At 63.5% G+C, this 20384-nt stretch carries 15 protein-coding genes; 6 read left to right on the top strand and 9 right to left on the bottom strand.

Going from position 1 to position 20384, the window contains the following annotated elements; translation table 11 throughout:
* Positions 1–14: 14 nt before the first annotated feature.
* Together ACX82Z_RS13445 and ACX82Z_RS13440 are read left to right on the top strand one after the other, a co-directional pair.
* Positions 15–2369 (top strand): xanthine dehydrogenase family protein molybdopterin-binding subunit, encoded by a 2355-nt coding sequence (locus ACX82Z_RS13445; RefSeq protein WP_459589508.1) that lies wholly within the window; start codon positions 15–17, stop codon positions 2367–2369.
* 132 nt (positions 2370–2501) lie between these two features.
* Positions 2502–3305 carry an FAD binding domain-containing protein gene (locus tag ACX82Z_RS13440; RefSeq protein ID WP_459589507.1) on the top strand — a complete coding sequence of 268 codons (804 nt, stop codon included), beginning with the start codon at positions 2502–2504 and terminating at the stop codon, positions 3303–3305.
* A 33-nt stretch (positions 3306–3338) separates the two neighbouring features.
* Here ACX82Z_RS13440 and ACX82Z_RS13435 read toward each other — a convergent pair whose 3' ends face one another.
* Positions 3339–4007, bottom strand: coding sequence for a cation transporter (locus ACX82Z_RS13435; RefSeq protein ID WP_459589505.1), 669 nt, complete (start codon positions 4005–4007; stop codon positions 3339–3341).
* A gap of 75 nt (positions 4008–4082) precedes the next feature.
* Here ACX82Z_RS13435 and ACX82Z_RS13430 point away from each other — a divergent pair, with 75 nt between their 5' ends.
* Complete coding sequence (locus ACX82Z_RS13430; RefSeq protein WP_459589504.1) at positions 4083–4496, top strand: MerR family transcriptional regulator; 414 nt, start codon at positions 4083–4085, stop codon at positions 4494–4496.
* On the opposite strand, the gene ACX82Z_RS13425 is transcribed toward ACX82Z_RS13430, so the two are convergent.
* Positions 4490–5404 (bottom strand): DMT family transporter, encoded by a 915-nt coding sequence (locus tag ACX82Z_RS13425; protein WP_459589502.1) that lies wholly within the window; start codon positions 5402–5404, stop codon positions 4490–4492. The two genes, ACX82Z_RS13430 and ACX82Z_RS13425, sit on opposite strands and share 7 nt — an antisense overlap.
* Positions 5401–6348: an NAD(P)H-dependent flavin oxidoreductase gene (locus ACX82Z_RS13420; protein WP_459589500.1), complete on the bottom strand. Its 948-nt coding sequence runs from the start codon at positions 6346–6348 to the stop codon at positions 5401–5403. The genes ACX82Z_RS13425 and ACX82Z_RS13420 overlap by 4 nt, the downstream gene beginning before the upstream one ends.
* Positions 6349–6526: 178 nt before the next feature.
* Between ACX82Z_RS13420 and ACX82Z_RS13415 the strand changes: the two genes are divergently transcribed.
* A complete protein-coding gene (locus ACX82Z_RS13415; RefSeq protein WP_459589499.1) occupies positions 6527–7582 on the top strand; it encodes a hypothetical protein in 1056 nt (351 codons plus the stop codon).
* 48 nt (positions 7583–7630) lie between these two features.
* Here the strand turns inward: ACX82Z_RS13415 and ACX82Z_RS13410 are convergent, their stop codons facing one another.
* Together ACX82Z_RS13410 and ACX82Z_RS13405 are read right to left on the bottom strand one after the other, a co-directional pair.
* Positions 7631–9235, bottom strand: coding sequence for a cisplatin damage response ATP-dependent DNA ligase (locus ACX82Z_RS13410; RefSeq protein ID WP_459589498.1), 1605 nt, complete (start codon positions 9233–9235; stop codon positions 7631–7633).
* A gap of 7 nt (positions 9236–9242) precedes the next feature.
* Entirely contained in the window at positions 9243–10253 is a 1011-nt protein-coding gene (locus tag ACX82Z_RS13405) for a ligase-associated DNA damage response exonuclease (protein WP_459589496.1), read from the bottom strand.
* A gap of 158 nt (positions 10254–10411) precedes the next feature.
* On the opposite strand from ACX82Z_RS13405, the gene ACX82Z_RS13400 reads away from it, so the two are divergent.
* Positions 10412–12859 (top strand): ligase-associated DNA damage response DEXH box helicase, encoded by a 2448-nt coding sequence (locus ACX82Z_RS13400; RefSeq protein ID WP_459911791.1) that lies wholly within the window; start codon positions 10412–10414, stop codon positions 12857–12859.
* Complete coding sequence (gene pdeM / locus ACX82Z_RS13395) at positions 12856–13575, top strand: ligase-associated DNA damage response endonuclease PdeM (RefSeq protein WP_459589494.1); 720 nt, start codon at positions 12856–12858, stop codon at positions 13573–13575. Before ACX82Z_RS13400 ends, pdeM begins: the two co-directional genes overlap by 4 nt.
* A gap of 38 nt (positions 13576–13613) precedes the next feature.
* Here pdeM and ACX82Z_RS13390 read toward each other — a convergent pair whose 3' ends face one another.
* The 4 genes from ACX82Z_RS13390 to ACX82Z_RS13375 all read right to left on the bottom strand — a co-directional run bounded on the left by ACX82Z_RS13390 (position 13614) and on the right by ACX82Z_RS13375 (position 20029).
* The gene (locus ACX82Z_RS13390; protein ID WP_459589493.1) at positions 13614–14609 is read right to left on the bottom strand and encodes a Bug family tripartite tricarboxylate transporter substrate binding protein; all 996 of its coding nucleotides are present in this window, start codon (positions 14607–14609) and stop codon (positions 13614–13616) included.
* 76 nt (positions 14610–14685) lie between these two features.
* Positions 14686–15471, bottom strand: coding sequence for a TIGR02186 family protein (locus ACX82Z_RS13385; protein WP_459589492.1), 786 nt, complete (start codon positions 15469–15471; stop codon positions 14686–14688).
* 1 nt (position 15472) lies between these two features.
* Complete coding sequence (locus ACX82Z_RS13380) at positions 15473–16396, bottom strand: sulfite exporter TauE/SafE family protein (RefSeq protein ID WP_459589490.1); 924 nt, start codon at positions 16394–16396, stop codon at positions 15473–15475.
* A 174-nt stretch (positions 16397–16570) separates the two neighbouring features.
* Positions 16571–20029: a peptidoglycan-binding protein gene (locus ACX82Z_RS13375; protein ID WP_459589488.1), complete on the bottom strand. Its 3459-nt coding sequence runs from the start codon at positions 20027–20029 to the stop codon at positions 16571–16573.
* Positions 20030–20384 lie beyond the last annotated feature (355 nt).

Raw genomic sequence — 20384 nt, 5'->3', positions numbered from 1 at the left:
CGGGAGGAAATCATATGGGTATGGAAGGCATCGGCGCCCGCGTGGCGCGCAAGGAAGACAAAAGATTCATTACCGGCGCGGGGCGCTATGTCGACGACATGGTCGTGCCCGGCATGAAGCATGCCGCGTTCGTTCGCTCGCCATACGCACATGCCGAAATCAAGAGCATCGACGTCGAGGCGGCAAGGGCCATGCCCGGCGTCATCGACGTTCTGGTCGGCAAGCAGATCAAGGCCGATGGCATCGGCAATCTCATTTGCGGCTGGATGATCCATTCGAAAGACGGCACGCCCATGAAGATGGGCGCATGGTCGCCGTTGGCGGTGGACCGCGTGCGCTATGTCGGCGATGCGGTTGCGATCGTGGTCGCGGAAACGAAAGGGCAGGCGCGAGACGCCGCCGAAGCTGTCGAGGTCGACTACGGCGAACTCGATGCGGTGATCGACGCGCCGCAGGCGCTGGAAGCCGGCGCGCCGCAGCTTCACCCGGAGGCCGAAGGAAATCTGATTTTCGACTGGGGGCTGGGCGACGAGGATGCCACCGACAAGGCGCTGGCTGGCGCGGCGCACATCGTCGAACTCGACATCGTCAACAACCGCCTGGTGCCGAACGCGATGGAGCCGCGCGCCGCGCTCGGCCAGTACGACAAGGCCGAGGATCATTACACCTGCTGGACGACGTCGCAGAACCCGCATGTGGCGCGGCTGGTGATGAGCGCGTTCTACAATGTCGCGCCGGAAAACAAGCTGCGCGTCATCGCGCCCGATGTCGGCGGCGGCTTCGGGTCCAAGATCTACATCTACCCCGAGGAAATCGTCTGCCTTTGGGCGTCGAAGAAGACAGGCGTGCCCGTCAAATGGGTAGCCGACCGCACCGAAAGTTTCCTGACCGACGCGCATGGCCGTGACCACCACACCAAGGTGAAAATGGGCTTCGACGGCGATCACCGGATCGTCGGGCTTAAGGTCGACACCATCGCCAATCTCGGCGCGTATATGTCGCTCTTTTCATCCGCTACGCCGACCTATCTCTACGCCACGCTTTTGTCGGGGCAGTACGACATACCCGCAATCTACGGGAATGTGCGTGCGGTTTATACAAACACCGCGCCGGTCGACGCCTATCGCGGGGCAGGGCGCCCCGAGGCGACCTATGTGCTGGAACGCACGATGGAAACAGCTGCGCGCCAGCTTGGCGTTTCGCCGGCGGAACTTCGGCGCAAGAATTTCATTAAATCGTTCCCGCACCAGACGCCCGTGATCATGAATTACGACACGGGCGATTTCGCGGCCTCGCTCGACGCCGCCTTGAAGGAGGCAGACTATGCCGGCTTCGAAAAGCGGCGCACGGACGCGAAGGCGAAGGGTAGGCTGCGCGGCATCGGAATGAGCTGCTACATCGAGGCATGCGGCATTGCGCCGTCTGCCGCCGTCGGCTCGCTCGGCGCGGGCGTCGGCCTGTGGGAATCGGCCGAGGTGCGCGTCAACGCAGTCGGTACGATAGAGGTTTTGACCGGCTCGCACAGCCATGGGCAGGGTCACGAAACCACATTCGCGCAACTCGTTTCGCAGCGGCTCGGCGTGGGTCTCGATACGATCAACATCGTCCACGGCGACACGGACAAGGTGCAGATGGGCATGGGCACCTACGGCTCGCGCTCCGGCGCGGTCGGCATGTCGGCCATCGCCAAGGCGCTCGACAAGGTGGAAGCCAAGGCGAAGAAGATCGCCGCGCATATGATGGAGGCCGACGAGGGCGACATCGTCATCGAGAATGGTGAATTGAAGGTCGCGGGCACCGACAAGACGGTGCCGTGGTTCCAGTTGTCGCTGGCGGCCTATACAGCGCACAATCTGCCGCAAGGCATGGAGCCGGGCCTGAAGGAGACGGCGTTCTACGATCCGACCAACTTCACCTTCCCGGCGGGCTGCTACATCTGCGAGGTCGAAATCGATCCCGATACGGGCAAGACCGAGATCGTGCAGTTCGTCGCCGCCGACGATTTCGGCAACATCATCAATCCGATGATCGTCGAGGGCCAGGTGCATGGCGGCGTGGCGCAGGGTATCGGCCAGGCGCTGCTCGAAGGCACCCGCTACGACGAAACGACAGGCCAGCTCATCACGGCGAGCTTCATGGATTACACGATGCCGCGCGCCGACGATCTGCCGTCATTCCGCGTCTCGACGCAGACGACACCATGTCCGGGCAATCCGCTCGGCATAAAAGGGTGCGGCGAGGCAGGCGCGATCGGCTCGCCGCCGGCCGTCATCAATGCGATCACGGACGCGATCGGAACCAATGAACTGACCATGCCGGCCACGCCGCAAAAGGTGTGGGCGGCGTTGAAAAGTGCAACGAGGCATTGAAGCATATGCGGGGAAGCTCGTCATCCGAGCGTAGCGAGGCAAGGGCAAACGCCCGCCGGGCACTATTGCCCGCCCCCGCGGAGGGCCAGCGCGCTTGCGCGCGACCGGCCTGTGAGCGAAAGGAAACATAGGATGTACCAGACCCAATATCACCGCGCCTCGTCGCTCGACGACGCCGCGAAATTTCATGCAGGCGGCGATGACCCGAAGTTCGTTGCAGGCGGCATGACGCTGATTCCGGCCATGAAGACCCGGCTTTCGGCCCCGTCCGACCTGATCGACCTTCGTCATATCGACGGCATGAATGGCATCAGGATTTCGGGCAGGGACATCGAGATCGGCGCGCTGACGACCCACGCCGAACTCGCGGAATCGGAGGAACTCGCAAAAGCCTGCCACTCGCTGCATTACATGGCGAACCACATCGGCGATCCGCTGGTGCGCCATCTCGGCACGATGGGCGGCTGCGTGGCCAATAACGATCCCGCGCAGGATTACCCGGCCGCGCTGCTCGCACTCGATGCGACCATCGTGACGACTTCGCGAGAGATGAAGGCCGATGAATTCTTCACCGGCCTGTTCGAAACGGCTCTGGAAGAAGGCGAGATCGTTACGGCCGTTCGCTTTACCGCGCCGGACCAATGCGGCTACGAGAAGTTCCGCAATCCTGCCTCGCGCTATGCCATGACGGGTGTCTTCGTTGCCAAGGGTCCGGGCGGGGTACGTGTCGCCGTCACGGGCGCGGGCGACAACGGCGTTTATCGGGTGACGGAGATGGAGGAAAAGCTGTCCGCCGACTTCTCCGAAAAAGCGCTCGAAGGCGTGACCGTCTCGCCGGACGATCTGATGTCGGACATCCACGCTTCGGCCGAATATCGCGCCAATCTGGTGGCGGTGATGGCGAAGCGCGCGGTCGCGAAGGCAGCTTCACACTAACGGCGAGGGCGGCTCGAGGCCGCCCCAAGCCAGTCAATGTACGTGATCGTGTGAATGCTCGTGCTCGTGCGCATGGTCATGCGGTTGCGCGCCGCCCGATTTCCATTCGGCCCATGCCTGGGTCAGAATTTGCCAGGCCGAATAGAGGAACAGGCTCGCCATGATGCCGGCGACGACAAGATCCGGCCACGCGGTTGCGCTGCCCCAGACACCGAGCGCGGCGATCATGACGGCGACATTTCCGATCGCGTCATTGCGCGAGCAAAGCCATACGGAGCGCACATTGGCGTCGCCGTCCTTGTAGGCCATCAGAATGACGACGGAGAGGAGATTGGCGGCGAGCGCCATGAAGCCGATGACGCCCATCACCCCGGCATCCGGCACACCCTGGACCATGACGCGGTAGACCGTTGAGCCGAACACCCAAAGTCCGATGACGATGAGGCTGATACCCTTGGCGAAGGCTGCGGTGGCCCTGACGCGCAACGATGCGCCGATTACCGCGAGTGAGATGCCGTAGGTCATGGCGTCGGCGAAGAAGTCGAGCGCGTCGGCCTTGAGCGCCTGCGATTCGGCCATCGTTCCGGCGGTCATTTCGACCACGAACATCGCTGCGTTGATGAACATGACGGCCCACAGACGCCGCTTGTAGCTGTCCGACATGCCGTCGAACACTTGGGTATGGCCGCAGGAGGCACTCATTTTCCCGTCCCCTTGATTGATCGAGGACCATTACATAATCTCTCCAGTCACTAGAGGTTCAAGAGGTTTTTTTCGATGTTTTCGATCGGCGATCTTTCGCGGCGAACTGGCGTCAAGGTGCCGACGATTCGGTACTACGAAGATGTCGGCCTCATCGCGCCGGCCGAACGCAGCGAAGGCAACCAGCGCCGCTTCGGGCGCGACGAGCTCGATCGTCTGGCCTTCATCCGGCATGCGCGCGACCTCGGGTTTTCGCTGGAGGCAATCCGCGACCTGATCGACCTGTCGAGCCATCCCGATCGCACATGCCACGCCGCCGACGAGATCGCCGCCGAGCAGCTTGCATCGGTGCGCGAGCGGATTGCGCGTCTTAAAAGGCTGGAGCGCGAACTGGAGCGGATGACCCGAAATTGTGAAGGGCATACCGTTGGCGAATGCGATGTTCTGCGCTCGCTGGCAGATCACGACCTTTGCGCCGGGGATCACTGACGCGGAACGACCGTCCTTCGGTTGATGCGCTCGCGCCAGGCGATAGTCAGCGCGCCGACGATGATAAGGCTCGCGCCGAGCCAGCTTGCCACGTTGGGAACCTGTGCGAACACGAGATAATCGTAAAGCGCGGCGAAGATCAGCGACAGGTAGAAGAACGGCATCACGAAGCTGGCATCACCGCGCCGCAACGCCTGGATGAACAGCGCCTGCACGCAGATCATCGTCGCGCCGAGCACGGCCATCAAAAGCCATTGCTGCGGCGTCGGCCATATCCAGACGAAGCTGGCAACCGACAGGGCCAGCGCCGCGCCGATGTAATTGTTGATCGCGAGAATGCGCAGCGGCGGTTCGGTGTCGGCGAGTTTCTTGATGAGGATCGCCTCGGCCCCGCCGAACAGGGCGGCGAGCAGTGCGATCATCGCCGCCGGCTGAAACGCGCTTGAGCCCGGCTGGACGATGGCCAGAACGCCCAGAAAGGCAATGCCGGCTGCTGCCCAGCGCCAGGGTCCGACGCGTTCGCCCAGAAGCGGGATCGCCAGGATCATCGCCACGACCGGATTGAGGAAGGAGATCGCGTTGGCGTCGGCAAGCCGCATCAGGCCGGCGGCTGCAAAAAGCGAACTGACCGTGGCCCAGCCGAACAACACCCGCAAAATGTGGTTCGGCCAGCGCGCGCCGGCCAGTGAGGGCCTGTAGACAAGCAGGAATGGCGTGAGAGCCAGTGCGGCGAACAGGAAGCGTCCGGCGGAAATCTGGAACGGATGCAACGGCGTTTCGCTGCCGCCTGCCGGTCCCAATATCTTGGCCATAAGCGTCGTGCCCGCAACGAGTGCGCAGGCGGCTATCATGCAGAGTACCGCCGTCAGCGCGTCGCCGGGCCGCCGAACGAGATTGGTTGAACTCACGCCGCGAGCTTTTGACGGACTGCCTCGTATTCGCGCGCCAGCCGGTCAACGAGTTCGCCCGCGCCGACGACTTCGTCCACCGCGCCGATGCCCTGTCCGCAGCCCCAGATTTCCTTCCACGCCTTGGCGCTGCCGAAATCCATCTTGGAGGGGTCGGAGACCGGCAGATTGTCGGGGTCCATGCCCTGCGCGACGATGGAGCCCTTGAGGTAATTGCCGTGAACACCGGTGAAAAGGTTCGAATAGACGATGTCGGCGGCCTTCGAATCGACGATCATCTGCTTGTAGCCGTCCGAGGCGCGCGCCTCGCGCGTGGCGATGAAGGGCGAGCCGATATAGGCCATGTCCGCGCCCATTGCCTGCGCTGCCAGAACGGCGCCGCCATTGGCGATCGCGCCGGAAAGCAGGAGCGGCCCGTCGAACCACTGCCGGATTTCTTGAATCAGCGCGAAGGGCGAGAGCGTGCCGGCATGCCCGCCTGCACCGGCTGCAACCGCAATCAGCCCGTCCGCGCCGCGCCGGATCGCGTTTTTCGCATGACGGTCGTGGATGATGTCGTGCAGGACGATGCCGCCATAGGAATGAACGGCCTGATTGACCTCTTCCACCGCACCGAGCGACGAGATGACGATCGGCACCTTGTATTTGACGCAAAGCGCGAGGTCTTCCTCCAGCCGCACATTCGACTTGTGGACGATCTGGTTGACGGCGAAGGGCGCTGCCTTGGCGTTCGGGTTCGCCGCATCGTGTGCCGCCAGTTCCTCGGTGATCTGAGCCAGCCATTCGTCGAGCTGCGAGGCGGGGCGCGCGTTGAGCGCGGGGAAGGAGCCGACGACGCCTGCCTTGCACTGCGCCAGCACAAGCGGGGGGTGGGAGATGATGAACAGCGGCGCGGCGACGACGGGAAGGCGAAGATTGGTCTTCAGGATATCGGGCAGCGCCATTCGGTCCTCCGCGAGTTTGACGTTTGCGTAAACGTCATTACTACCAGACGCGACGCGGGAGCAAGTTGGGCAAAGCGCTCCGGAGAGCATGTCGTGCATTGAACAGTGTGGATCGCGACGTTAAGGATGGCGCAACGGTCATGGTGAATGATCGGTTAAGAATCGAACGGGGTGCCGCTTGGACGGGATCGAGCAAGCCATAAGACGAGCCCTCGCCAAGGGAAATTCGGACGACCGGGAGTTCCGCGAGAAAGTCTATCGCTCGGCCTTTGCCGCGCTCGACCGATCGCTGAAGGAACGGCCCGAACTGACGGTGGAAAACGCGATCAAGCGCCGCAAGGCGCTGCAGGCGACCGTCACCTCCATCGAAACCGAACATCTGCCGGCTTTGCCACCCGAGCCCGTGATGGTCGAGCCGGTTCGTGCGGAGCGGGCCGGTGCGGAGCCTGTATTCGCGCCCGATCATGTTGCGCCGGACCTGCGCGCCGAACGTCGCGAGCCGATAGACGCGCCGATGATCGATTCGTTCGACGAGCCGCCGAGAGTTGGCGGCCGGCGCGCCGCCAAGCTCGACACTGCGCAGCCCGCACGAAAAAAACGTCGCGGCGGCGGCCGCATTCTCTCGCTTGTGACCGGTCTGGTCATTCTTGTCGTTCTCGTCGGCGGCGCGCTGTGGGCGTTCTCGAATTTCGGGCATCTGATCGGCAGCGACATGCGCGAGATAGAGGCGGCCATCAACGAAAGCCGTGGCCGCAGCGGGCCGCCGCCTCTGTCCGCAGATGGCGTCGACCCGGATGCCGGCTGGACGGGCGTCTACCAGCCCGAGGATCTCCGGCTCGTCTCGCCTGCCGAGGGCGCATCGGCCGAAGCGGTCGAGGGCGAATCCGGCGACTATATGCAGATACGCTCGGGCTCCTCAGGCGCGCCGATCTCTTTCGCAGTCGGGCAGGACCTCCTGCAGCGCTTTGCCGGGCAACGCGTTGTCTTCGCCATTCTCGCCCATGGCATCGACGGCGAAGCCACGCAGATTTCCGTTGAGTGCGATTTCGCCGAAATGGGGAGTTGCGGTCGCACACGCTACGACATCGGCGCGGCGCAGGAGAATTATCTGTTCGAAGTCGCGCTGCCTAATACGGCACCGGGCCGTGGCGGCTCGATCTCGATCACGACAGACGTGACGGGCGAAGGGCGCGGCATCGACGTGTTCGCGATCCGCATGCGTCCGGCCGAATAGTCAGGCATCCAGCACCACGTATCGCTACGTGTCCGGCACTGCGTATCGCTACGCGTCCAGCATCGCGTAAAGCGTTTCGAGCCGGTCGGCCTCGTGCGCCGGCTTGTCCCATCGAAGCCGAGAGACACGCGGAAAGCGCATGGCGACGCCCGATTTATGCCGTGTCGAGCGTGCCAACCCTTCGAAAGCGACCTCGATGACAAGCCCATGGTCCGGTTCCGCGCGCACGGAACGCACCGGGCCGAAGCGGTCGATCGTATTGTCGCGGATATATTTGTCGAGCAGCTTCAGTTCCTCGTCGGTGAAGCCGAAATAGGCCTTGCCGACCGGCACAAGTTCGGGCTGGCCCTGCGGCCCGGTCCACACGCCGAACGTATAGTCCGAATAAAAGCTCGACCGCTTTCCGTGGCCGCGCTGGGCATACATCAAGACGGCGTCGACCGTATGCGGGTCGCGTTTCCATTTGAACCACGGCCCTTTCGGGCGGCCGGGTACATAGTCGGAATCGAGCCGTTTCAACATCACGCCTTCGATGACCGGATGCGGCGGGGCGCTGCGCATCTTTTCAAGTTGCGCCCAATTCTCGAAGTCGATCAGCGGCGACAGGTCGAAACGCGCCGGATCGAGCGTGGCGACGAAAGCTTCAAGCCGTTTGCGGCGCTTCGAAAACGGCAGGCGGCGCAGATCGTCTTCGCCTTCCTGTAGCAAGTCGTAACACCGCACGAACGCCGGAAACTGTTTCTGGATTTTCGGCGTCACCGCCTTGCGGTTGAGGCGCTGCTGAAGGTCGGAAAACGTGCCGGTATGATCGCCCGGTATGCCGACGAGCAATTCGCCGTCGATGGCCGCATTGAAATCCATCGCTTCGAGAAGATCGGGAAACGTGCCGGAAATGTCATCTCCGGTGCGCGAATAAAGCCGCGCCACGCCGTCCTCGGCAGCGGCCTGCACGCGGATACCGTCCCATTTCCATTCGGCGGCGTAATCGACCGGTTCGATCCGCGCCAGATCGCTGTCCTCGACGGCATTGGAGAGCATCACCGGCCGGAACATGGCGAGCGCCGCGTGGACGGGCTTTTCGCCCTTGCCGTCAAGCCAGGCAAAAAGGTTTTCGTAAGGCGGCTCCAGCCCGTGCCACAACTCCTCGACCTCATGGACGTGCACACCGCCATAGTCGGCCAGCGCCTGCTTGGCGAGGCGGGCGGAAACGCCGACGCGCAAACCGCCGGTGACGAGCTTGAGCGTGGCGAATCGAGAGGCGGCCTCCATCCGGTCGAGAAGGGACGCCAGCACCTTCGGCGCATCGGAGCGGCTTGCCGCGTGCAGCCGCTCGACCGCTTCGGCCAGCGAGACGCCGCCGGGGATGGTCTCGGTTTCCGCGTCGATGCCCCAGACAAGCGAAACGGTCTCGGCAAGGTCGCCGACATAATCATAGGAATAGGAAAACAGCGTCTCGTCCATGCGGTCGGCCATCAGTGCGCGCAGGACGCCCGGCTTGACCGCGTTGAATGAGAGATTGCCGGTGATCGCCGCAAGTGCCAGCCCCCGGTCGGGATCGGGCGCCTCGCGGAAATAATCCTGCATCAGCTTCAGCTTGGTGTTGCGTGAGGGCGTCAGAAGCAGACGGTCGAGAAGTTCGGCGAAACGATCCATCTGGTGATTATTCCGCCTCGTCTTCATAACCGACGAGATGAAGCGGACGCGCCTTGATGCCCTGAAGCTCGCACCAGCGCACCAGCGCCTCCTCGCGGCCATGCGTGACCCACACTTCGCCGGCCTTCACCTCGCGGATCGTGTCGATCAGTTCGTCCCAGTCGGAATGGTCGGAAATGATGAGCGGAAGTTCGACGCCGCGCTGCTTGACCCTTTGGCGAATACGCATCCAGCCCGATGCGAAAGAGGAGACGGGATCGGGGAAACGCCGCGCCCAGCGGTCGGCGAAGGCGGACGGCGTGCCGACGACGATCGCGCCTGCGAATTGCGCCTTCGAGCCACGTTCGATCGTTGCGGGCTGGAGGTCGCCGAGGTCGATGCCCTGGGTTTGATAATAGTCGCACAGCTTCTGCAGCGCGCCGTGAATGTAGATCGGCTTGTCGTAGCCCGCTTCGCGGATCAGCTTGATGACGCGCTGCGCCTTGCCGAGCGCGTACGCGCCGACGAGATGCGCGCGTTCGGGAAATTGCGACACGGATTTCAAAAGCCGCGCGATTTCGGCCTTGTCGTCCGGGTGGCGAAAAACGGGAAGCGCGAAAGTCGCTTCGGTGATGAAGACATCGCACTCCACCGGCTCGAATGTCTGCGCCGTCGAATCCGGGCGGCGCTTGTAGTCGCCCGATGCGACGATCCGCAGCCCGTCCTTTTCCACTGCGATCTGTGCCGAGCCGAGAACGTGCCCGGCCGGATGAAACGAGACCTTCACGCCGTTGACGTCGAGCGTCTCGCCGAAGTCGACCGGCTGGCTGGACCCGGCGAAATCCGCACCGTAGCGCAGCGCCATGACGTCGAGCGTCTGGCGCGTGGCGAGCACATGCGCGTGGCCGGACCGCGCGTGGTCCGAATGGCCGTGCGTGATCATCGCATGCGCAACCGGGCGCACGGGATCGATGAAGAAATCGCCGGGCGGGCAATAAAGCCCTTCCGGGCGGGGCACAAGAAGACGATGTGGGTCCATTCACTCCATCAGATAGGAATTTTCCCCGCCGCGGAAAGGAGGCGGCGCTTGGACAGCGGTGTGACCGGCGCTACATCTTGATCGTGAACAAGCCGCATGACGACCGCTCGCTTTCCGGCGCGACCGCGCTGCCCGACGCCTTTTCGCGCTGGTTCGCCATGCGTGGCTGGCAGCCGCGCGCGCACCAGCTCGACCTTTTGGCGCGCGCCGAGGCGGGCAAGTCCGTTCTGCTTATCGCGCCGACGGGCGCAGGCAAGACGCTCGCCGGCTTCATGCCTTCGCTGGTCGATCTGGCGCGGCGCGGTAGAAAGACGCCCGGCGCGGCACGGCAGGGCGTCCACACGCTCTATATTTCGCCGCTGAAGGCACTGGCGGTCGATATCGAGCGCAACCTGACCAAGCCCGTCACCGAGATGGATCTGCCGGTTGCCATCGAGACGCGCACGGGCGACACGCCGTCGTTCAAACGCCAGCGCCAGCGACAGGCACCGCCCGACATTTTGCTGACAACGCCCGAACAATTGTCGCTGCTTCTGGCATCGAAGGATGCCGAACGCTTCTTCGCCGATCTGCGATACGTCGTCTTCGACGAACTTCATTCGCTCGTCACGTCGAAGCGCGGTCAGCTTCTCTCGCTCGCGCTGGCAAGACTGCGCCGCTACGTGCCGGAGCTGCGCACGGTCGGTCTGTCGGCGACCGTCGCCGAGCCGGAGGAACTGCGCCGCTGGCTGGTTGCGCAGGAACCGCCCGGCGCGATGGCCGACATCATCACTGTGGAAGGCGGCGCGAAACCGGACATCACCATTTTGGACTCGGTCGAGCGTGTACCGTGGGCCGGGCATTCGGCTGCCTACTCGGTGCCGGAAATCTACCAGTCGATCATCGACCACAAAACGACGCTGCTCTTCGTCAACACGCGCAGCCAGGCCGAGCGGCTGTTTCAGGAACTCTGGCACGCGAACGAACACAATCTCCCGATCGCGCTTCATCACGGTTCGCTCGATGTCGGCCAGCGCCGGCGCGTGGAAAAGGCGATGGAGACCAACAGCCTGCGCGCCATCGTCGCCACCTCCACGCTCGATCTCGGCATCGACTGGGGTGACGTCGATCTCGTCGTCCATGTCGGCGCGCCCAAGGGCGCAAGCAGGCTCGCCCAGCGCATCGGACGTTCCAATCACCGCATGGATGAGCCGAGCCGTGCGATCCTCGTGCCGGCAAACCGTTTCGAGGTGCTCGAATGCCGGGCGGCGCTGGAGGCGAATTATCTGGGTGCGCAGGATACGCCGCCGGTCGGCACGGGCGGGCTCGACGTTCTCGCCCAGCATGTCATGGGCATGGCCTGTGCCGAGCCGTTCGACGCCGACGAGCTTTATTCCGAGATCGTGACGGCGTCGCCCTATGCGGGCCTGCCGCGCGAAACCTTCGACCGTGTGCTCGATTTCGTCGCAACAGGCGGCTACGCGCTACGCACCTATGAGCGCTTCGCTCGCATCCGCCAGACGAAGGACGGGCGCTGGCGCGTCTCGCATCCGTCCATCGCGCAGCAATATCGGCTGAATGTCGGCACCATCGTTGAAGCACCGATGATCAATCTGCGCATCGTCGGCAAACGCGGATCGGGGCGGCTGTCAGGTGGCGGGTCGCTCGGCAAGGTGGAGGAATATTTCGTCGAGACGCTGAAACAGGGCGACACTTTCATCTTCGCCGGCATGGTCGTGCGCTTCGAGGGCATTCGCGAGAACGAGGCCTATGTTTCCCATGCGCCGGGGGCCGATGCGTTCGTGCCGGCCTATGGCGGCTCGAAATTCCCGCTTTCGACGTATCTCGCGCGAGAGGTACGCGCCATGCTGGCCGACCCGAAGCGCTGGAAAAGCCTCCCCTCCCAGGTCGCCGAATGGCTGACGCTGCAAAAGCTGAAATCGGTGCTTCCCAGCCGCGACGATATGCTGATCGAGACCTTTCCGCGCGGCAAACGCTTTTATCTCGTGGCCTATCCCTTCGCCGGTCGGCTCGCGCACCAGACGCTCGGCATGCTGCTGACACGGCGCATGGAACGTGGCGGCGCGCGCCCGCTCGGCTTCGTCGCGACGGATTACTCGATTGCCATCTGGAGCCTGCGCGATCCGGGCGAAATGCACGAAAGCGGCGAACTGACCTTTGCCGAGTTGTTCGACGAGGACATGCTGGGCGACGATCTCGACGCCTGGCTGAACGAAAGCTGGCTCTTGAAGCGCACCTTCCGAAATTGCGCGGTCATCGCTGGCCTGATCGAGCGCCGTCATCCCGGCAAGGAAAAGACCGGGCGACAGGTCACCGTGTCGGCAGACCTTATCTACGACGTACTACGCAGCCATGATCCTGACCACATTCTGCTTCAGGCAACGCGTGCCGACGCGGCTTCCGGCCTGCTCGATGTCAGCAGGCTCGCGGAGATGCTCTCGCGTATCAGGGGCCGAATCGTGCATAAGAGACTGGAACGGATTTCGCCGCTCGCCGTGCCGGTCATGATGGAAATCGGCAGGGAGCGCGTGCCCGGCGAAGCCGACGACGTGCTTCTGGGCGAAGCCGCCGAAAGCCTGATCGAAGAGGCGATGGGAACGAAATGACCGTGACTGCCAAACGTCAGACGAGCCGCTTTGCGGCGACCAGCGAGAGCGCGGTCGCTGGCGAACGCATGGTCTGTGACGTGCGCGGCGCGATCTACCTTCCCGAAGCGCAGCTTCTGGCCGTCTCCGATCTGCATCTGGAAAAAGGTTCGCGTCAGGCGCGTCGCGGTTATCTGCTGCCGCCTTACGACACCGGCGCGACGTTGGAAAAACTCGGCGGCGTCATCGCCGATTACGAGCCGCGCATCGTCGTTTCGCTCGGCGACAGTTTCGACGATGTCGGCGGCGCGGCACGCATGCCGGCCATCTATCGCGACCGGCTTCTCGACCTGATGCGCGGGCGCGACTGGATTTGGGTCGCAGGCAACCACGATCCCGAAAAACCGGCCGACCTGCCCGGTGCGACGGTAGCCGAACTTGCCATCGGGCCGCTCGTCTTTCGGCACGAGCCGTCGCGCGGGCGACAGGCGGGCGAGGTTGCCGGTCATCTTCACCCAGGCGCGCGCATCGTTCAGCGCGGCCGCTCGGTTCGCCGCCGTTGCTTCGCCAGCGACGGGGCAAGGCTGATCATGCCGGCCTTCGGAGCCTACACAGGCGCGCTCAATGTGCTCGACCGGGCTTTCTCCGGCATGTTCTGCCCGGACAATCTTATCGCCTACATGATGGGCGACGGCCGGCTCTATCCGATGACCCGCCGCCTGCTGCACGCGGATTGAGCATAAGGCGGGCGGACCTTGCGATCCGCCCGTGATCTTCAGTCGATCGTCGCGCCGGAAACCTCGACGACTTCCGCCCATTTGGCCGTCTCGGTTTCGATGAAAGCAGCGAACTCGTCGGGCGTTTCGGGGTGCGGTGTCGCGCCCTGCTGGGCAAGCTGCTCCTGAACCTTCGGGTCGGCGAGCGCTTCCACGATCGTCGCGTTGAGCTTTTCCACGATCTCGTCGGGCGTGCCGGCTGGCGCGAAAAGCCCGAACCACGATGTCGCTTCGTAGTCCGGCAGGCCGGATTCGGCGATCGTGGGAACATCCGGCAGCGCTTCGGAGCGCTCTGCGGAGGTCACGGCGATCGGACGCAGCGCGCCTGAGCGGACCTGTTCGATACTCGACGGCAGATTGTCGAACATGATCGCGACCTCGTTGCCCATCAAAGCGACGACCGCCGGCCCGCTACCGGGGTAGGGGATATGCGTCATGTCGACATCGGCCTGCACCTTGAACAGCTCGGCCGACAGATGGATCGACGTGCCGTTGCCGGACGAGGCGTAAAAGATGTCGCCGGGGTTCTCGCGCGCGTAGTCGATGACGTCCTGAACGGTCTCGTAGGTCTCGTTCGGGTTGGCGACGAGAAGGTTCGGCACGGTCGCGACGCGCGACAGCGGTTTGAAATCCGCGATATGGTCGAACGGCATGTCGGGATAGAGGCTCGCATTGATCGCGTGGGTTCCGACGGTGCCCATCACGAGCGTATAACCATCCGCCTCGCCCTGCGCGACCGCACCCGTCCCGATATTGCCGCCCGCGCCGCCGCGATTTTCGACGATGACGTTCTGGCCGAGCCTTTCGCCGAGCGCGGCCGAGATGATACGGCCGAGAATGTCGGTCGTTCCACCGGCCGGGAACGGCACCATGACGGTGACGGGGCGCGTCGGATAATCGGTCTGCGCCATTGCCGAAACGGGCAGAAGACAGGCCGCAAGAAGCCCGATCGTGGCGCTTTTCAGCATGGCTGCTCGGTGTTGGGATGTCGTCATGCGTGTCTCCTCCTTGTGATGAAAGGAAACTACAGCGCGGTCGGGTCGATTCAAACTCAAATAAGCCGACGCAGCGTCAATCGCGCTTGAAGATGAGGCGGCCAAGCCAACCAGTGACGACGGCCAGAAGAACGGCAAGCAGACCAAAGACGAGCCCGTTGTCCTGTGCGGTGCGATAGATGCGCTCTTCGAGACCCGCCTTGACGATCGTCAACTGTGCCGACGTTTCCTTGACGAAGACGCCGTTGCGAAACAGGAAGGCGCGCGCGCGATGCGTTCCCACGGGCACGTTCGGGGCAAGCGTGAGCGTTGCGCGAAAAAGGCTCGGGGAAAGGAACTGCACGCCGCCGATCCGCTCATTGTAAAGCCCGGTGGCGCGTTTTTGCTGGCGCAGGGCAGCGGTGAACTCGGCGACCCTTTCGGGGTTGCGCTGCTCTTCGTCTTCGACAGCCCGCATGAAGATATTTTCAGAACCGAGCGCCAGCCGCTGATACATGACCGGCTGGGTGATGTCCTGCATCGGTCGTGTCGTCGCCACGGCATAGGAAATCGGCACGCTGGCGAAGCTTTGGGACTGGGTGTTCACCCACACGCCGAGCACGCGCGTCTTCTTGCGCACCGTGATCGGCCGGGCCGGGCCTTCGAGCACCACCACGATGTCGTAGCGGCCCTGTCTGGCAAGCGCCTGATCGGCGTTGTCGAGCGCGCCGAAAATCGTGAGATCCGCTCCCGAAAAATCGGACGAAATCGCCACGCGGTTCGTCGAAAGGCCGATCTGGAACGATTCCGGCGCGTTGGCATCCTGTGCGTGTGCCCCCGTCACCCAGAACACGAACAGCAACATCGGCAGGAAGCGCTTCATCTCAAAGCCCTCCCGTCGTCGCCAGCGAATAGGGGCTGATGGGCGGTACGAAGAGGTCGACGGCGAGGCGGCCAGCTACCATCAGAACCATGAGTGCGAGCAATGCGCGCAATTGTTCGCCGCGCAGCTTTTGTCCTGCCCTAGCGCCGTATTGCGCGCCGGCGACGCCGCCGACCATCAAAAGAAAGGCCAGCACGATATCTACCGTCTGGTTCGTGGCGGCATGGACGATGGTCGTGTAGGCGGCGACGAAGATGATCTGGAAAAGCGAAGTTCCGATGACGACGTTGGTCGGCACCTTCAAAAGGTAGATCAGCGCGGGAACCATGATGAAGCCGCCGCCGACACCCATGATCGAGGCGAGAAAGCCGATGCCCGCGCCAAGCCCGACGACCGGAATGACGGAAACGAAGAGCTTCGACGTACGGAAGCGCATCTTCCATGGAAGGCGGTGAATCCAGTTGTGTTGCCCGGGTTTGCGCAGGGTAGGCGCATGTCCGCCGGCCGAACGGCGCCAGGCGCGCACGCTCTCCATCAGCATCAGTCCGCCGACCGTACCGAGCAGGCCGACATAAAGGAGCGACACGACGAGATCGAGCTGGCCGACATTTCGCAAAAGCGCGAACACGAAGACGCCGATCGTCGACCCGAAAATGCCGCCCGTCAGAAGAACCGTGCCGAGCTTGAAGTCGAGCGTACCTTTCTTCACATGCGCCAGAACGCCCGAGACGGACGAGGCCACGACCTGATTGGCGCCGGTGGCGACCGCGATCGCGGGCGGGATGTTGTAGAAGATCAGAAGCGGCGTGATCAGGAATCCGCCGCCCACGCCGAACATGCCGGAAAGGAATCCGACCGCCCATCCCATGCCGAGAATGACCAGCATGTTTACGGACAGTTCTGCGATCGGGAGATAGATGCCCACCGGCTCATCTCTCAGGCTTCTGGGTGGAATTTTCCCTTGGATTTCAGGGGCGCGGTATCATCGTTCTTGCGCTTTGAATAAGGCGAAGTCAAACCGCTGCGCCTACAATCGCGCTAAAAAATGCGCCCGCCGTTAACGGCGGGCGCGGATCGCATGAAATATGGGTTGAATCGGTTACGAAACGGCCAGAAGTGCGCGCACCAGCGGTTCGTCGATCTGCCCGGTGGGCTGCATCTGGTTGTCCGTCTGGAAGGCGGAAATCGCCGAGACGGTGCGCGCGCCGATGATGCCGTCGGGCTGTCCGACGTCATAGCCTTTTGCGTTGAGCATCGCCTGTATCTGCCGGACCGCGTCCTCCATATCGATGCTTGCGGTGGTTTGCGTGTCCTCCCCCCATTCGGCGGGGATCGAAACCGCGTTGGCTTCGGCGGAAGTCGTTTTCGGCTTCCACAGCTCCACGGTTTTCTTCGCCTTTTCGAGGTCCGCTTCGGACAGGAGGGCGGCGATTTCGTCGCGCTTGGCGGCCGCGTCCGTATCGCCGGCATCGGCGACGATCGCCAGCCACTTATACGCGGTGACGAGGTCCTGGCTCATGCCGACGCCTTTTGCGGCGAGGATTGCCAGATTGAACTGGCTGTCGCGTATGCCAAGCTCCGCTGCCTTGCCGAAATTGCGTGCTGCGGCAGCGTTGTCCGCTCGTCCGTCGGCACCCATGGCCTGCAGGACGGCGAGGTTGTGCATGGCGTTGGCGTTGCCCTTGGCGGCGGCGGCCGCATAGAGGTCCATTGCGCGTGGGAGGTCGCGTTCTACGCCGTTCGCCTTTTCGAGCATGTTCGCGAGCCGGTATTGCGCGGGCGCAAGGCCGGCACTGGCCGCGCTCTCGTACCATTGCGCGGCGGCGTTCAGGTCTTCCGTGACGCCGCGCCCTTCGGCGTAGCGGTTGCCGATTTCGAAGAATGCTTTCGGGTCGCCAGCTTCGGCAGCGGTGCGCAGCGCTGCATTGACCTGTTGCGGTATTTCAGGGATGGCGGCCGTCTCGTCGGCCAGAGGATCGGCGACATCCACCGCCGGTTCATTTGCTCTTGCTGCCGCGATCGTGGGGCCGGCGACGGTTGCAGCCCGGGCTTGCGAGGGGGGCGAAGCCGAAACTGTTGCGGACGGTGCTGCCGGCGTCGGTACGGCGCGCTCGGCGTTCCGTGCGGTTTCGTGTTTCGCTGTCACAACCGGCTCGGGCAGTGCCGCCGTCTGTGTCTCGTCGATCCTTGCGACGGCAACAGGCTGAGTGGCCGCCGGCTCCACGCTTGCAACCGCCTCCTCGACGGTCTGTGATCTGTTGATCTGAAGACCCGTCAGCGCCAGCGCCACGGCGACGATACCCATCGTCAGCGCGCGGTTCTTGGACTTGAGAAGCTTGGAAAGGCTGAAGCGCTGCGATCCTTCGCCGGTGCGGCCCGCCTTGAGGCTTTCCGCCTCGGCAGCTGCCGCCTGCGCCGCGCGGCGGGCGGCTGCGATGAAGTCGGCCTTGGCGTCGTCGCCCGAAGGCGTGTCCCTGGCCGGCATTTCGCGCTCGTCGCGAACCCTGCGCATGATCGCATTGAGATCGGGCGAGCCGAGGCCGGGTTCGATCGGCTGGTTCGCGAGTGCGGGATCGATCGGCGCATCGAGATCGAGCGTCGGCGCGATGGCAGTCGCTTGGTTTGGTGCGGCGTTCTCGGACTTGTCTTTCGTCTTCCGGCCAAGCACTCGCGCGATCATTGAGCGGGTCGCCAGCGTCTCTTCGCTGCGGCCTGCCTTCGTGGCCCGCACGGCCTGATGCGCGGCCTCGCGCGGCGTCAACGGCTCCGGCGTCACCGAAGGTGCGTCCGCACTGTCATCTTCGGAGGCGTGCGCGTCGAGCGCCAGATCGTCAACGTTCGTGTGCATTGCTGGAGCGGAAGCGATGCCCAGTCGTGCCGGCTCCTCGTCGGTGTCGTCCGGTTCCATCGCGCCGAGACGCTCGACGATCTTCAAAAGCGTGTCATGGATCGCTTCGAATGTCTTGGTGTTGCGCTCGTCGGATCGGCGCGCGAGGCTTTCGAGCGCCCGCAGATCATCGGCAAGGCCCTGAACGACATCGTTGTCGCGCGTCGGCGTCGAGCCGATCGAGCGAACTGCTTCCTCCGCCGCGCTGCGCGCTGCATCGAGAACGGCGGCGTGATTGTCTGCGATCATCTGCTCGAGCCGTTCGAGGCGCGGAGCGACGTCCTCGAATTCGCTGCCGGCGTGGGAGGGCGTCTGGATCGTCTCGGAAAGGGTTTTCACCTGCGCTTCGAGGCTGCGCACCAGATCTGGATCGATCGCGGCGAGCGTAGCCGTCGTCGTCTCCAGCCGCTTCGAAATGCCGTCGAGCCGGGTTTCGAACGTATCCGCGAAGCTGGCGAACCGCTCGTCCATCGCCGCCATCAGCGCATCGGTGGACTGGTTCGCCTGAACGGCTTCGAGGCGCTCGGTAAGCACGGTCAGGCGCTGGTCGAGTTCGGCGAAAAGCTGGGCGCTGCCGGTTGCCGCCGTTTCATTGCGCTCGTCCATGATTTGCGAGAAGGCGGCAAAACGCTTCTCGACGCCGTCAAAAATCTCCGACAGATCAGGCGAGGGTGAAATGGCGTCGACCTTGCCGGCGATCAGGCTCATCTGCTCGGCAAGACGCGTGATCGTCTCGAACGGCATCGCCTCGCGCGCGGCCATTTCGTCGATGCGCTTGCTCATCGCGGCGATCTGCTCGCCAATATCGGCGGTCGGTCGATCCTCGACCAGTTCTTCGATCTGCCGCGCAAGCGAGCCGATGCGCGCCTCGATGCGCTCGAACGGCTTGCCGTCGACGATCAGCCCGCGACCTGCGCTCGCCGACGAGGCGATGGCGCGGGAAATCTCGTCGAGACGCTCGTCGATCAGCGTCAGTGCGCCGTCGCCCAGTGGGCCTTCGTTCTGCGCGAAGCGATCCATCGCCGCGGCAAGGATTTTCAGCTTTTCGTCGAGCGCGTGCATTGCGGCCTGTTCCGGCAACGAACCGACGGCTACGCTGATCTCTTCGAGCCGCGACTGGATCGCAGTCATCAATTCCGGTTCCGTGCCGGTGAAGGCATCGAGCCGGCGCTCGACGGACTGGAGCGTCGTTTCGCGCGCAAGCTCGGCAAGCGTCTGTCTGATCGTCTCCATCTCGGCCTGAAGCCGCGCCGCATTGTCCTCGCTGCCGCGTGCCGCCAGTGCGTCAATCATGCCCGAAAGCCGCTCGACCTCGCCGGACAGTTCGTCCGCCTTGCAAGCAGCCGGCTCGGCGCGGGCATCTTCGATCTGCGATTTCACGACGGCGAATTCGCGCTCGATGCCGTCGGCGATCTTGGCGTTGAGGTCGTCGCGCAAAAGCTTCAGTTCGCTCGCGATCGATCCGGCCGCCTCGATGCTTTCCTCGTTTTGGCGCTGCGTTTCGATTTCGGCGGCAAGCCTTGCGGGCGCGGCTCCAGCATCGGGTTCGGAACGCTGTGCTATGCGCGTTTCAAGATCGGCCAGCGTGCGGTTGAGGTCTTCGATCGAAGTGCTCGGCCGGCGGCGCCGTCCGGTGTTCAATGCATCGAGATAAGCTTGCTTCGTGTTCATCTGACGCTCGTTGCCTCCACCGGCCCCCTGCCGGATTGAGTTGATAGTCCGGCGACGGTAATCGCCGGAGGGTCGAACCCGTGAGGAACGAGATACGATTGAAATCACGGTGAATCGCTGAACGTCACCATTCCCTAAGCATGGTAAACAAGCCGTTAACCATCCTTACCGATGGCGCGTTTCGCTGCGGCAAAGTTGCGTGTCGTTTCTTTTCGCACTTGCGATAAATGCGGGGCCGGATTATATGCGCGCCCCATGCCGTCGCCTTACGGAAGGCGGCGTTTCGACTTTTCCGCGAGGCGTCCTCGCCTTGCCACAAAGTCTGGCGACATTCTGTTTCGAATCAAATCACGGG

This window comes from Aliihoeflea sp. PC F10.4, assembly GCF_054612275.1.
This window is presented reverse-complemented; position numbering and strand designations above follow the sequence as displayed.